This is a genomic window from Niveispirillum sp. FG156, from assembly GCF_057809555.1.
The window spans coordinates 40,012-52,381 of the sequence record NZ_JBMDKE010000038.1; the positions used below are offsets into that span (position 1 = coordinate 40,012).

The 12,370-nt window shown below is 62.2% G+C and carries 16 protein-coding genes; all 16 read left to right on the plus strand.

Annotation, left to right across the window (positions count from 1 at the left end; genetic code table 11):
* The first annotated feature begins 31 nt into the window (after positions 1 to 31).
* The 16 genes from ACODSP_RS21670 (at position 32) to ACODSP_RS21745 (ending at position 12,360) form a co-directional block, all read left to right on the plus strand.
* The gene (locus tag ACODSP_RS21670; protein WP_488967622.1) at positions 32 to 928 is read left to right on the plus strand and encodes a hypothetical protein; all 897 of its coding nucleotides are present in this window, start codon (positions 32 to 34) and stop codon (positions 926 to 928) included.
* Positions 928 to 1,320 carry a hypothetical protein gene (locus ACODSP_RS21675; RefSeq protein WP_488967623.1) on the plus strand — a complete coding sequence of 131 codons (393 nt, stop codon included), beginning with the start codon at positions 928 to 930 and terminating at the stop codon, positions 1,318 to 1,320. The genes ACODSP_RS21670 and ACODSP_RS21675 overlap by 1 nt, the downstream gene beginning before the upstream one ends.
* Positions 1,320 to 1,505 carry a hypothetical protein gene (locus ACODSP_RS21680; protein ID WP_488967624.1) on the plus strand — a complete coding sequence of 62 codons (186 nt, stop codon included), beginning with the start codon at positions 1,320 to 1,322 and terminating at the stop codon, positions 1,503 to 1,505. The genes ACODSP_RS21675 and ACODSP_RS21680 overlap by 1 nt, the downstream gene beginning before the upstream one ends.
* On the plus strand, positions 1,502 to 1,705 hold the full coding sequence (locus tag ACODSP_RS21685) for a hypothetical protein (protein WP_488967625.1): 204 nt from the start codon (positions 1,502 to 1,504) through the stop codon (positions 1,703 to 1,705). The genes ACODSP_RS21680 and ACODSP_RS21685 overlap by 4 nt, the downstream gene beginning before the upstream one ends.
* A complete protein-coding gene (locus ACODSP_RS21690) occupies positions 1,702 to 2,652 on the plus strand; it encodes a hypothetical protein (RefSeq protein WP_488967626.1) in 951 nt (316 codons plus the stop codon). The genes ACODSP_RS21685 and ACODSP_RS21690 overlap by 4 nt, the downstream gene beginning before the upstream one ends.
* A 392-nt stretch (positions 2,653 to 3,044) precedes the next feature.
* Positions 3,045 to 3,554, plus strand: a complete 510-nt coding sequence (locus ACODSP_RS21695) for a hypothetical protein (protein ID WP_488967627.1) — start codon at positions 3,045 to 3,047, stop codon at positions 3,552 to 3,554.
* Between the two features lie 2 nt (positions 3,555 to 3,556).
* The gene (locus tag ACODSP_RS21700; protein ID WP_488967628.1) at positions 3,557 to 3,919 is read left to right on the plus strand and encodes a BrxR family helix-turn-helix transcriptional regulator; all 363 of its coding nucleotides are present in this window, start codon (positions 3,557 to 3,559) and stop codon (positions 3,917 to 3,919) included.
* Positions 3,906 to 4,619: a hypothetical protein gene (locus ACODSP_RS21705; protein WP_488967629.1), complete on the plus strand. Its 714-nt coding sequence runs from the start codon at positions 3,906 to 3,908 to the stop codon at positions 4,617 to 4,619. Before ACODSP_RS21700 ends, ACODSP_RS21705 begins: the two co-directional genes overlap by 14 nt.
* A 609-nt stretch (positions 4,620 to 5,228) precedes the next feature.
* Positions 5,229 to 5,699, plus strand: a complete 471-nt coding sequence (locus tag ACODSP_RS21710) for a P27 family phage terminase small subunit (protein ID WP_488967630.1) — start codon at positions 5,229 to 5,231, stop codon at positions 5,697 to 5,699.
* Positions 5,668 to 7,578 (plus strand): terminase large subunit, encoded by a 1,911-nt coding sequence (locus ACODSP_RS21715; RefSeq protein ID WP_488967631.1) that lies wholly within the window; start codon positions 5,668 to 5,670, stop codon positions 7,576 to 7,578. The genes ACODSP_RS21710 and ACODSP_RS21715 overlap by 32 nt, the downstream gene beginning before the upstream one ends.
* 3 nt (positions 7,579 to 7,581) lie before the next feature.
* Positions 7,582 to 8,862, plus strand: a complete 1,281-nt coding sequence (locus tag ACODSP_RS21720) for a phage portal protein (RefSeq protein ID WP_488967632.1) — start codon at positions 7,582 to 7,584, stop codon at positions 8,860 to 8,862.
* Positions 8,859 to 9,590: a head maturation protease, ClpP-related gene (locus ACODSP_RS21725; RefSeq protein WP_488967633.1), complete on the plus strand. Its 732-nt coding sequence runs from the start codon at positions 8,859 to 8,861 to the stop codon at positions 9,588 to 9,590. Before ACODSP_RS21720 ends, ACODSP_RS21725 begins: the two co-directional genes overlap by 4 nt.
* Before the next feature lie 86 nt (positions 9,591 to 9,676).
* Complete coding sequence (locus ACODSP_RS21730; RefSeq protein WP_488967634.1) at positions 9,677 to 10,897, plus strand: phage major capsid protein; 1,221 nt, start codon at positions 9,677 to 9,679, stop codon at positions 10,895 to 10,897.
* Between the two features lie 51 nt (positions 10,898 to 10,948).
* Entirely contained in the window at positions 10,949 to 11,380 is a 432-nt protein-coding gene (locus ACODSP_RS21735) for a hypothetical protein (protein ID WP_488967635.1), read from the plus strand.
* Between the two features lie 62 nt (positions 11,381 to 11,442).
* A complete protein-coding gene (locus tag ACODSP_RS21740) occupies positions 11,443 to 11,976 on the plus strand; it encodes a hypothetical protein (protein WP_488967636.1) in 534 nt (177 codons plus the stop codon).
* A gap of 12 nt (positions 11,977 to 11,988) precedes the next feature.
* Complete coding sequence (locus ACODSP_RS21745) at positions 11,989 to 12,360, plus strand: hypothetical protein (protein WP_488967637.1); 372 nt, start codon at positions 11,989 to 11,991, stop codon at positions 12,358 to 12,360.
* The last annotated feature ends 10 nt before the right edge of the window (positions 12,361 to 12,370 follow it).

Sequence of the window (12,370 nt, forward strand, 5' to 3'; positions counted from 1 at the left end):
CATGTGCTCCCTTGCGGCCCGCGGGCTGTGGATGGAGATGCTGGCCCTCATGCATGAGGCCCAGCCCTATGGGCATCTGATGATCGCAGGATGCCGCCCGACGGACACCCAACTCAGCGCCTTGGTAGGAGCGCCCACGGACCAGATCCCGGACCTTGTCCGCGAACTGGAAGCCGCTGGCGTCTTTTCCCGGACGCGAGAGAAGGTGATCTTCTCGCGGCGGATGGTCGCTGACGACAAGAAGGCCCGCATATCGCGCAAAAACGGCAAAACAGGTGGTAATCCAACCCTTTGTAAAACAAGGGAAAATCCAGCGTGGGATAACCAACAGGATAAGGGGGTGGATAAAGCCCAGAAGCCAGAAGCCAGATACCAGAATATTACTGCTGCTGCTGCGGGCGGGTGCGCGGGATTTGAGGAGGGGGCGGCGCTGGCAGTGCCCATCGTGGCCGACACCGACCCGGACGCAGGCCACAGCGCCCTGATCCGGGCGTTTGACGGGGCGATCCTTACCGTTTGGGGGCAGGATGCAGCCCGGATGCCGGTGCCCAGCGATGATGCCACGGCGGAAAAATGGGCCGATGCGGGTATATCGCCGGAGCTGGTTCGCAACGTCGCAGAGCGGGTTTTCCGACGCAGCCGGCAGCAGAACCGCGCACCGCCCAAGGCCCTGGGATACCTGACCGAACCGTTGATGGAGCAGTTGACGGCGGTGGCAACGCCGCTGCTGCGGCCAAGGGCCCAGGCCCCGGCGGTGGTGGTTGGGGGCGGCGACCCAGTGGACAGCACCTGGCGTAACCGGGTGGCCGGGTGGCAGCGCAACGGGTTCTGGGATCGGCATCAATGGGGGCCGCCCCCCACCCAACCGGGATGCCTAGTGCCCCATAAAATCCTGCGGGACCTGAAAGTAACGAGCGAGGTGGCGTGATGTTGGTGCAGATCAGGCCTGGATTGTGGATATCCGCGCAATGGCTGCGCTCCGCTTGTCCCGAGGCCAGCGGCGGCTGTGTTGTGATGGATCACTTTGGTCAGTGGCACGCAGTTGCGCGGGGCCATGAAGGTTTCATGGCGCTGGTTGATGCGGCCCGCCGCCGTTTTGACATGGGTGCATGTGCGATTGCCGTGCGCACCACAGCCGGGAACATTGCAGCCATCAATGTGCATGCCATAAGGGCAGACGATGGCCGGATTCTGGTGGATGACCTTGCAGGGCCTCGCCTGCGTGAGGAATTAGCCAGTCCAGCGCAGGCGCGCGACAAGGTTGATCAATTGGCCGCAGCGCTGAACCAACACGCCTTCCCGCCGATTGAGGTGATCTGATGCTGATCTCCCTGACCGATGACATTTGGGTCAATCCAGTGGAAGTGACCGCCATTCACGGCACGCAGTACCGGATCCATGTCTATATGTCCGATGGCCAGACCTGGACCGTCGAACTGGACCGTGGGGTGCCGCAGATTGAAGCCATGGCAATACTGACCGCCAAGATCAATGGTGCAAAATGACCAGGCCGCAACGATCCGGCGATCTGCGCTCGCGCTTTCCCAAGGGCACCGACACGGTCCCGGCGACCGACATCGCCGCCTTGCGCCGCCGTGCCTATGGCCACGGCCTGCTGGTCATTGACACGCGCAGCGAAGCTTTTCGCCGCCAGCCGTTCGCGCTGGCCCTGTTGAACTGGTACGCGGATGGAATGGGGGCATGATGGGCGCGATGATGCATGACGCCGCCGAAGTCGACGCCGTTGATGGGGCCGATTACGGGGGGCAGATGCGGGCGCGGCTGGAACTGGCCCTGACCATTGCCGCCCGCAAAAGCCAGCGCCGCCGCCATGAGGATACGTCCCGCACCCGGCGCACCATCTGGGCGCTGTTGTGCTGGACATATCGCTGTCAGATCCTGCGGGCGCAGGCATGGAGCGTATCACGCTGGACAGACGTGCTGTTCGCGCTTGATGGCGCCGGGGATGCGGCCTGCCCATGGCATATCGATGCGGTCGCGGTGCATGCGGCCGTCAGCATGCTGCCGGCACATCAGCGCGATGCGGTATGGGCGGCGGCCAAGGTTGGGGTTGCTCCACCGCGACCCGATGAGCGGGAGCGCCCGTGCTTTCGCCCGGAAGAGCGTCAGGGGCGCGGCCATGTGGGGCCGGTCAAACGCCGGTACTGGCATGGGTGCGCGCCGCTTACCCTTAAGCCGATGGAGATCAAGCGGCTGTGCGAGGCGCCGACGCGCGAAGAGCGAGAGGTCGTGATCATGCGGGATGGGCAGCGGCACCGGTACCGGTACGATCCCCGCAAGATCAGCTATCGGCAGAAGGTGCAGGCGGCGCTGCGCGATACCGCCACAGGCCGGCTGCGTGTGGTGGCCAGCGTCGAGGCCGAGGTGGAGGTGGAGTTCTGCCCGTTGCGATGGGTGGTCGATCTGGCCGCGCTTGCCGGGCGCCATGAGCTTTACCGGCACTTTCACGATGGGGTGGTTGCCGTCGGGCAGGCCCTGGCCGGGCGCGTGCTGTTCCACACAGAACTGTGCGGCATTGGTATTGAGCCGCCACCACCGGCGCCCGCCCTGCTATGGCACGGGCCGACCAGGGTGGAGCGGGAGATCATGGACGCGGCCTGGGGGCTGACCGGTGCGCAGGGGGCGGATTAGCGTGTGTCGGGCGCCGAACCACCACCTTCCGCCGCAGGTGCGCGCAGATGTGCTGGCTGGCAAGCACCGCACGACGCCCCAGCAGGATGGGGTTGCCGCAGGGCCTGTGCGTTTTTAGTTGACGCGATTTGCGCACGGTCACTCAATGATATCTGAGGCCTTCATTGTGCCGCCACACAAGCCCGCCGGGGAAACCCGTGCGGGCTTTTTGCTGTTTCGGCGGCTGGCGCCGAGCAGATGGGCATCACAGTGTCAGAGATGGTGCGTTTAGCCATCCTCTAAAAATTACATCATTGATGCATTTTTCCGCTTGCTCACAGGGGCGGATTGGTGCACATTACCTCTATCAGCGGTTGGCGCTGATCCTACCCCGCCAGGATGGCGGGGCCTCAGTGGAGAAGAAGATGACGCTAGATCAGATTTTGAGCGATGCAAAGGATGCGTCCCGCCATATTGGTAGCACGGTTGAGTTGCTTACCAATGGGTTGACTGACCTTGATGGCCGGCCCTTGTTTGATTTGATTAATGCAGTCAAGGCCGAGCTTAGCTCGTCCCTAGGGTCGACACCTCCAGGGCGAGGTCTGCCGGTCGAGGATTTCTGTGGCCATCCGATCACTAATCTGCTTATCGCCATGATCCATTCATGCGTTGGCCAGGACGTTGACCAGCGCAAAGAAAGCGAATTTTTGCCGGCTTCCCCTGGCGGCATGGCTAAGTGGGCGTTGCGCAATCTGCGCAGGGGGTACATGAATCCTACTGTCAGGCTGGAGGGTCTGATAGCTGCCGTAACCCCAATCTTGCAGATGTTCGACCCCTCACGGCGCGCAGCGGCGGCTGCATACATGATTTATCTGGGCCGCTGCCATCGCCACGGTGCCCGCTACTGCGCGGCCTTCCGCTGAAAATGGACACTGTGCCCCCATCCTGGGCTGCCCGCCAACGCCTGTGCTTTATCGAGCGCACGCTCGCGGGCGGCGGCATTCTGCGCCGCGCCGATCTGATGGAGCGGTTCGACATCTCCATCCAGCAGGCCTCTGGCGATCTAAGCCGTTATCAGGCAATGGCCCCCAACAATGCGCAGTACGACAAGAGCGGCAAATGCTACCGCGCCGCCCCATCCTTTGCCCCGGTATTGCCGGCAGACTGGGATGAGCAGCAGCGCCTGCGGGCGCGCATCGCGGCGCAGGCGGACATGATCCGCCAGTATAGGGCGCTCTATGGCCCGTTGCCGGGCACCGAAAATGAGGTCGATAATGAAGCTCCCTGACCGTATCACCCTGTCGCGCCGGCAGGCCAAGGATGCTGATCGGGCCTGTGGTGTGGAGATCATGATTCCCTGGCCTGCGCACCTGCGCTGCCCGCACGATCTGGAGGAGGATCAAGACCTGCCGGGATCCGATGATGCCTGGACGCTGGCCCGTCGCCTGTTCGGCATCAGGGGTCGCGCCGATCCCTATCTGATCCGGGCGGTGCGGGCGGCCATGGTGCGCCGGCCGCCGAACATGGCCTATCGGTCCGGCGACGTCATGCTGCATCTGGCGGTAGAGCTGGTCACGCCCCGCTGGTACGGGGCGGAGGATAGGCCTGCACCCACGGTATCATGGTGGGCGCCGGCCTTAACGGCGAGCGCGGATAATTGTTTAATGAGTCCGGCCCCCGAAGGGGCCGGAAAGGGGGCAGACCAGCCAAAGCAAGAGGCCCCATCGCGCGCGCCTGATCAGGATAGCGCAACGGTCAACAGTGCGCAGCCGGGTGATGATGCGCTGGATTATGATGATCTACCCTGGGCAGAGCTTTGCCGCGCATGGCGCACCCGGCGCGGGCTGCGGTTCGTAAACGCCGATGTAGAGGCCGTTACCCGCGTGCCGTACCGTACATGGCGACAGTGGGAGAGCGGTGGTCGCACGCCATCACCGCTGGCGGCCTGGCGGCATTATCTGCGTCTGTTGGATTCGGCATCCGCATAGGATGCGCGTGCGTCATTGTGGTTGACTTGTTTTGCAAGTGGTCATACAACGATATCCGAAGCCTTCATTGTGCCTTGTTACCAAGCCCGCCGGGGAAGCCCGTGCGGGCTTTTTGCTGTTTGGGTGACGCGTGGCGAAGTCTGGATACTACGCCTCGCCGCATTGGCAAGGCCTGCGGCGGCAGGCTTTAGAGCGCGATGGGCGCCGATGCACCACGCGTGGGTGCTGCGCCCCGGCTGTCATCGTTGACCACATTAAGACCCGGCCAGCTCATGCCAAGGGGCCGACAAAGCTGGACGTGCTGGCTAACCTCCGGTCCCTATGCCGGGCATGCGATAACCAGATCAAGGAACGGCGTGGCGGAGGCCGCGCAAACGGTGGTCGCGCCGAGGCCATCGGCTGCGATGCTGACGGCCGCCCGCTGTCGCCCGATCATCCATGGAACCGGCACCACAAGCCGGGCTGAGGCGCCCTGCATAGTCAAGGGCACCCCCAGGGGGGTGTAAATGTCTGGGTTGTTATGGGGCTGTAACCGGATCGGGGTAGCATTTTCGCGCGCAGTGATTTTTCGAGGGGGGGTTAGTTTCGGGTTGGGGGCGTGAACGGAAAATGAACGATGCGTCCGGAACCCAGGCAGACCCTCAGATTGACGAACCCGACTGGGAGCTGTTGATACCCAACAAAGGGCGGGCAAAATCGGGCGATAACAGCCGATGGCGGGCACTGGCGGCGCGGGAGTGGAGGGATGTCGTCGGCGCCTTGCGGGTGGCCGGGACCCTGGCCCGCGAGAACCGCCACCAGCTTCAGCGGCTGATCCTGGCCTACGTCCGGTACGACCGGGCGGTGGCGGAGATGTTCAAGCTGGGCGGCCCGGTGACCAAGTCAAAGACCGGCGTCCCGATGCTGTCGCAGTGGCAGGTCGAGATGCGTCAGGCGGATTCCGATGCAACGGTGGCGGAAGCGGAGTTGGGTATTCCGCCCCGCCGCCGCGGCGCCGTGACCAAAGCCAGCCGGCCGCAGAAGGCTGCAACGAAGGCGGGACTGTACCTTGTCGACGCGAAAAAGAAGCCCGGAGGCTGACAGCAGAGATCCTGTCACGGGCTGGGCGCGCGACGTCGTGGCGGGCCGGATCGTGGCGGGCCGGACAACCATTGCGGCGGCGGAGCGCCATCTGCGGGACCTGCGCGATGGGCCGCGACGGGGGCTGCATTGGGATCTGGATGCGGCACTGCATGTCGTCAACTGGTATCCGACCATGCTGACCATCACCGGCGGGCAGAAGGTCGGGGAGCCGTTTCACCTGCTGCCGCCGCACATGTTTGCGACAGGCAGCCTGTTCGGGTGGAAGCGGGCTGATGGTCGGCGCCGGTTTCGCCGATTTTGGTTTGAGACGGGCAAAGGTCAGGCCAAATCCCCTTGGATGGCGGCCACCGGCCTGTATCTGATGCGGTTCGGCGGCACGCCCCGGTTCGAGGGCTACGCCGTCGCCGCGACGGAGAACCAAGCGGGCATCATCATTGGAGACGCAGCGGCGCTGTGTCGGGCCAATGTGCCGGGCGAAGAGATTGGCCTGAAAGATTTTGCCGATCTCCAGCTACGCGGCACCGGCGATCTGACATGGCAGATCGAGTGGGATGGCAGCGAGAGCGGCCTTGGTATCTGCAAGCTGTGCAATGTCGCCAATGGCAGCGCGATCAGCGGCCCGAAGCCCGCTTATGTCGCCGTCGATGAGGTCCATGAAATCGGCGATAGGTCGATCCTGTCGCTGTGGGAAAGCGCCATCAACAAGATGCCTGGCGACCCGTTGATGGTCATGGGCACCAACACGCCGGCGGCAGACCAGACGATTGGGACGGAGCAAAGCGACTATTACACCGCCGTAGCGAAAGGTGAGGTGCAGGACGATGGGTCCCTGGCGCTGATCTGCACCTGCGATGAGGATGATGACCCGCTCAACGATGAGACGGTATGGCCAAAGGCGCTGCCGGCCCTGGGCATCACCTATCCGCTGGAGAATGTCCGCGATGCGGTGATCAAGGCGCGCGGCATGCCGTCCGATCAGGTGACGTTGCAGCGCCTGTTTTTTGGGCAGCGCGTCGGGGCAGCCGATGCCTGGATCGACCTCCCGCTGTGGGAATCGGTCCTGGGGGCTGTATCCGACGACGATGTTGAAGGTTTGCCGTGCTTCCTGGGTCTGGACCTGTCCAGCCGCATCGACCTGACTGCGCTGGCGGCCGTGTGGCGGCGGCCGGATGGGCGACTGTTAGCCCGCATCACCTATTGGACGCCAGGCGCCACCTTGAAGAAGCGGGAAGAGATGGATCGGGCGCCCTATAGCCAATGGGTGGATAAGGGGCATCTGGTGGCGACACCGGGCCCCACCATCCCCAAATCCTGGCCCGCGCGGCAGGTCAAGGGCATGACCGACAAGCATGATGTCCGCGCCCTGGCCTATGACCCGGCGCAGATCCTGGATTTCGAAGAAGCTGCGGCGGAGATCGATCTTGACCTGTGGCGATACCAGGGTCCCGACGGTGACGTGGGTGATGGGCTTATGATGATCAATCATGGGCAGGGCTGGAAGGGGCTGGACAACCCAGCCATGCTGGCCATGCCCAACAGCGTGAAGGCGCTGACATCGGCGATCCTGAATGGCGACATCATCATTCAGACCAACCCGGTGACCAATTATTGCAGCTCCAACATGGCGCTGAAGCCGGGCGACAATCCCGATATGAAGGTGCCGTCCCGCCGCAAGTCGCGGTCGCGCATTGATGGCATGGTTGCCCTGATTATGGCTGTTGGGGCGGCTATCTCGCAGCGTGAAGCCGCCGGCAACTCCATTTCGATTTATGACATGCCAGAGATTTGGCAGACATCAGCGAAGCCGGCACCTACGGATTATCTCCGACCTAGCCGTGGCTCATCCATCTATGACCCGCCAGCAAGCCGGACCTGATCCATGTGGCCGTTCTCAACCAACAGGCGCGCACCGGCGAAAAGGGTGGAGCCGACATTCAGCAATGCGTCACTTGAGAACCCAACGACGTCCCTGGCCGATCCGGATATCTGGCTTACTGATGCCCTTGGCGGTTCGCCGTCTTTTGCCGGTCCGGTGGTGAATGAGACATCTGCCATGCGTTCCACCACCGTATTCCGGTGCGTGGCGCTGAAAGCGGGAGTAATTGCCGCGCTGCCGCTGGAGGTTTACCGCCGGACAAATACGGGCCGGGAACGGGCCGTCGATAATCGGATGTATCCGATCCTGCATGATCAGCCGAATGATCTGATGAGTTCGTTCATGTGGAAGGAAATGATCGTCGCCAACCTGATGTTGGCTGGTAATCACTATAGCGTCATCGAATACGACAATGCCGCCAGAGTGCGTAACCTTCTGCCTGTGGCGCCGCATGCTGTGGTGGTGGAGCGCGCAAAGGGTCGAAACCGATACACTTTCACCTTTACTGATGGCCGGGAAGTACTTGACCAGGATGAAGTTATCCATGTTCCTGGCATCGGTTTCGACGGCCTGAAAGGCATGTCGCCCATCGCCTGGGCTGGGAAGCAACCCATCGGCATCTCCTTGGCGATGGATGAATTTGTTGGGCGCATGCACGCCAATAGTGCCCGCCCGTCGGGCACGGTGACATTGCCCAAGAACATATCACCGGAAGGCGTCCGCCGCATGCGAGCGGAGATTGAATCCCTGTACAATGGCATGCACGCCACGGGCAAAACCATGTTGCTGGATAACGGCGCAGAATGGAACACCATGCAGATGAGTCTGCAGGATGCCCAGACGCTGGAAAGCAGGCGATTCCAAGTTGCCGATATCTGTCGTCTGTTCGGTCTGCCGCCGTCGATGGTCGGGGAGACGGACAAGCAGACATCTTGGGGGACTGGCATTCGTGAAATGAAGATCGGATTTCAGATATTCTGTCTGGATCCTGACCTTACCAGGATCGAAGCCGAGTTGAACCGCAAACTGTTCAAACATCCACACTATTGCGAGTTCAATCGTGAAGCACTGAACGCGATGGACCCCGTGGCGCAGGCAGAAATGTTTGCCTCGTCGGTAATGAATGCAGGCATGACGCCCAACGAAATCCGCCGCAAACGCAATCTACCGGATGATCCTAATCCGGTAGCAAACGAGCTGTTTGTCCAGGCGGGCACGGTACCGCTTTCGGTGGCGGCACAATACGGCACATCAACCCAGGCCCAGAAGGATATATCGCAATGAAACATGGGTTCCTGGCTCGCGGCGTCGGCAAAGAGGCTGCACGCCGTCAATGGCAAGACCATTTCAACAATCGCCGCCCTAGCGAAACTCCGGCAGCCCACAAAGTGGACATCCGCGCCGCATCTGCTGACGTGACGGAGATCCTGATTTATGACGAAATCGGCTTCTGGGGAATTACCGCCAAGACCTTTGTTCGTCAGCTCTCGGCCATCACCACCCCGGAAATCATCGTTCGCATAAATAGCCCCGGCGGGGACGTATTCGACGGGCTGGCCATCTACAATGCCCTGCGCGCCCATAATGCCGCCATCACCACGAGGGTTGAGGGCTTGGCCGCCAGCGCCGCTAGCATGATCGCGATGTCTGGGAAAAAAGTTGTCATTGAGGACAACGCCCTGATCATGTGTCACCGCGCCTGGACCTTCGCCTATGGCAATGCTGGGGACATGCGGGAATCTGCTGGGGTGCTGGACAAGATTGATGACCAGCTTGCCGGCATCTATGCCGCCAAGTCGGGGAAGGGCCGCGAAGAGTGCGCCACCATGATGGCTGGCCCGGAAAAAGACGACGGAACCTGGTTCACGGCCGCTGAGGCCAAGGATTTTGGGCTTGTGGATGAGATTGTCGGACAAGTGATGGATGGCTCTCCCGTCAATCCGGAGGATGCTGTGCATCCCCATATCCAGGCCATGCGCCGCCGCTTGGCACTTAGCAATCACGCCGTCTGAACGGCACCTTTTTTGGCGCTCGGGCACCCGCCCCGCGCTGTTTGCGGCCGCCTAACAGGCGGCCTTTTTGTTGGCTGAAAGGAGCCATGATGAGCAGCAAGAAACTGCGGGAACAGCGCGCCAAGCTGGTCGCCGATGCCCGCGCCGTTATCGATGCCGTGCCGGAGGGTCAGTCGCCGTCGGCAGAGGTAAACGCCAAGTTCGACGAGATGATGAACGCGGCGGACGAGCTGAAGAAGCAGATTGATCGCATGGAGGGCCTTGAGGCGGCCGAGGCCAACCTCGGCGAGCTGCGCCAGCGGCGCGCCGGTCGTGACGGCATTTCCGAGGATCATGCACAGGCACAGATTGAGCTGGAGGGCGCAGCCTTTACCTCCTATCTGCGCAATGGCATCGGGGGGCTGTCGGATGAACACCGCGCCGTGGCGCTGCCGCGCTTCCAGGCGGCGCAAGGAACTGGCGCCAGCACCGCTGGCGGTTACACCGTTCCTGAGGGCTTCTATGGCCAAGTGATCAGTGCGGAGTTGGCGTATGGCGGCATGCTGGGCGTCGCCTATGTCTTCGATACCGCCACCGGCAACCCGCTGCCGATTCCGACTGACAACGACACCAGCAACGAAGGCGCCATTCTTGACGAAAACACGCAGGTCGGTGAGCGGGACGTCACGTTTGGTGCGGTGACGTTGAATGCCCATACCTACACCAGCAGGTTGATCCGGGTGTCCAACCAGCTTCTGCAAGATAGTGCATTCAACCTGGATGGATTCCTGTCAGCGAAGTTCGGTGATCGTCTGGGCCGGGCTGCAAACCGGCATTTCACGGTGGGCGATGGCGCCAGCAAGCCGACCGGCGTGGTGACGGCCTCCACGCTGGGCTACACCTCCGCGACCGCCTCCGCGATCAGTCCTGATGAACTGATCGAACTGGAACACAGTGTCGATCCGGCGTATCGCGCTGGTGCCCGGTACATGTTTGCCGATAGCACCCTGAAGGCGCTGAAGAAGATGAAGGACGGCGAAGGCCGTTACATCTGGAAATCTGGCTTGGCTGTTAGAGAGCCGGACACCATCAGTGACTATGGCTATACGATCAACCAGCACATGGCCGCCTTCGGCGCTGGTGCAAAGCCTATCATTTTCGGTGACCTCAAGAAGTATTTCATCCGCCGCGTTGCCGGCCTCCAGGTGCTCCGGCTGACCGAACGGTATGCCGACTATAACCAGACCGGCTTCCTGGCATTCCAGCGTATGGACGGACAACTGGTTGATGCCGGCACGCATCCGGTCAGGCACCTGCTGATGCCGTAACGCCGACAGAAGCGGCCCCCGCCCAAACTTTCAAGCAGAGGAGACCCGGCCATGCGCCGCGACCTGCACAATAATATTCATCCGCTGGTCGGCATCGCGCCGCAGGCGGCACGTACCGACAATACCGCCATCGTGTCCACCATCGTGGATACTGCCGGCTATGACAGCGTCGAGTTCGTCATCATCACCGGCACCAACACGGACGCCAATGCAACGTTTACTGTCCTGTTCGAGGACGGGGACAATTCGTCCCTGAGCGACAATGGCGCCGTAGATGACGCCCTGCTGTTGGGTACCGAGGCGCAGGCCGGCTTCACCTATGCCGACGATGCGGAAACCCGCAAGATCGGCTATCTGGGTACCAAGCGCTATTGTCGGGTGACCATCACGCCGTCCGGCAATGACAGCGGCAATATCTTCCTGGCCGGGACGTGGCTTCTGGGCCATCCGCACGTCGCGCCGACCGCCAACCCGCCTGTCTGATCTACCTGCCCGGGCAATGACCGGACCGATGCGTCCGGTCATTGCGGCCAAGGAGAGTTGTCATGTCTCACAACACCAAAGTCTACCGCCCTCAGGGCGGGGACGAACTGGTTTTCGCCACGGGCGGCACCCTGACCATGCAGGAAGGTTCTGTGGTGGCTGATGTCACCGGTCGGCTCTGCAACTCGGTTGATGTGACGCTGACGGCGGCGCAGATGCTGGCGCTGAATGCCACGCCGCAGACGCTGGTTGCTGCCCCTGGTGCCGGCTATGCGCTGGTGTTCGAGGGTGCGCTTCTGTTCCTGGACTATAATAGCGCCGCCTATGCGGGTATTGATAGCGGCGATGACCTGTCGGTCAAATATACCAACAGCAGCGGCACGGCCCTGGGTGGGTGCGAGGCGACAGGGTTCCTGGACGCCACGGCCGATGCCATTCGCTATGTGCGGGCAACGGGAGCCGCGTCGGGCGCCTCGCAGATCGTGCCGGTGGCAAACAGCCCGCTGGTCCTACACATGCTGACCGGTGAAATCACTACCGGCAACAGCCCTCTGAAGGTGCGCACCTTCTATCGCACCATCCCGACCAGCCTGTAAGGAGAGGCGGTCATGTCCTATGTACAGCGCCTGACGGTGACCGTGGTCACGGCGTCGGATGGGTCGGCCACGGCCTTTTCGGATACTGTGACCGGTTTTCTGGACCGTATCGCCTATGTGAAGTCCGACTTCGCCAATGGCGTGGACTTCACCGTCACCCTCGAATCCACTGGGGAAACGCTGTGGGCAGAGAGTGATGTCAACGCGTCAACGGTGCGGGCGCCGCGTCAGCCGACGCACAGCACGGCAGGCGCGGCGGCGCTGTATGCCAGCGGCGGCACAGCTGTTATGGCCCCCATCGCCATTGCTGCCGACCGTATCAAGATCGCCATCGCCAGTGGCGGTGCCATCAAGACCGGCACCTTCCACATCCTGGCCGCGTGACGGGGCGGCC

What these genes read in the sequence shown, in the direction of transcription:
- ACODSP_RS21745 (WP_488967637.1), top strand. Translation starts at nt 11,989, where the DNA reads ATGTCCTATGTACAGCGCCTGACGGTGACCGTGGTCACGGCGTCGGAT.
- ACODSP_RS21685 (WP_488967625.1), top strand. Translation starts at nt 1,502, where the DNA reads ATGACCAGGCCGCAACGATCCGGCGATCTGCGCTCGCGCTTTCCCAAG.
- ACODSP_RS21705 (WP_488967629.1), top strand. Translation starts at nt 3,906, where the DNA reads ATGAAGCTCCCTGACCGTATCACCCTGTCGCGCCGGCAGGCCAAGGAT.
- ACODSP_RS21740 (WP_488967636.1), top strand. Translation starts at nt 11,443, where the DNA reads ATGTCTCACAACACCAAAGTCTACCGCCCTCAGGGCGGGGACGAACTG.
- ACODSP_RS21735 (WP_488967635.1), top strand. Translation starts at nt 10,949, where the DNA reads ATGCGCCGCGACCTGCACAATAATATTCATCCGCTGGTCGGCATCGCG.
- ACODSP_RS21670 (WP_488967622.1), top strand. Translation starts at nt 32, where the DNA reads ATGGAGATGCTGGCCCTCATGCATGAGGCCCAGCCCTATGGGCATCTG.
- ACODSP_RS21700 (WP_488967628.1), top strand. Translation starts at nt 3,557, where the DNA reads ATGGACACTGTGCCCCCATCCTGGGCTGCCCGCCAACGCCTGTGCTTT.
- ACODSP_RS21725 (WP_488967633.1), top strand. Translation starts at nt 8,859, where the DNA reads ATGAAACATGGGTTCCTGGCTCGCGGCGTCGGCAAAGAGGCTGCACGC.
- ACODSP_RS21690 (WP_488967626.1), top strand. Translation starts at nt 1,702, where the DNA reads ATGATGGGCGCGATGATGCATGACGCCGCCGAAGTCGACGCCGTTGAT.
- ACODSP_RS21720 (WP_488967632.1), top strand. Translation starts at nt 7,582, where the DNA reads ATGTGGCCGTTCTCAACCAACAGGCGCGCACCGGCGAAAAGGGTGGAG.
- ACODSP_RS21730 (WP_488967634.1), top strand. Translation starts at nt 9,677, where the DNA reads ATGATGAGCAGCAAGAAACTGCGGGAACAGCGCGCCAAGCTGGTCGCC.
- ACODSP_RS21680 (WP_488967624.1), top strand. Translation starts at nt 1,320, where the DNA reads ATGCTGATCTCCCTGACCGATGACATTTGGGTCAATCCAGTGGAAGTG.
- ACODSP_RS21710 (WP_488967630.1), top strand. Translation starts at nt 5,229, where the DNA reads ATGAACGATGCGTCCGGAACCCAGGCAGACCCTCAGATTGACGAACCC.
- ACODSP_RS21675 (WP_488967623.1), top strand. Translation starts at nt 928, where the DNA reads ATGTTGGTGCAGATCAGGCCTGGATTGTGGATATCCGCGCAATGGCTG.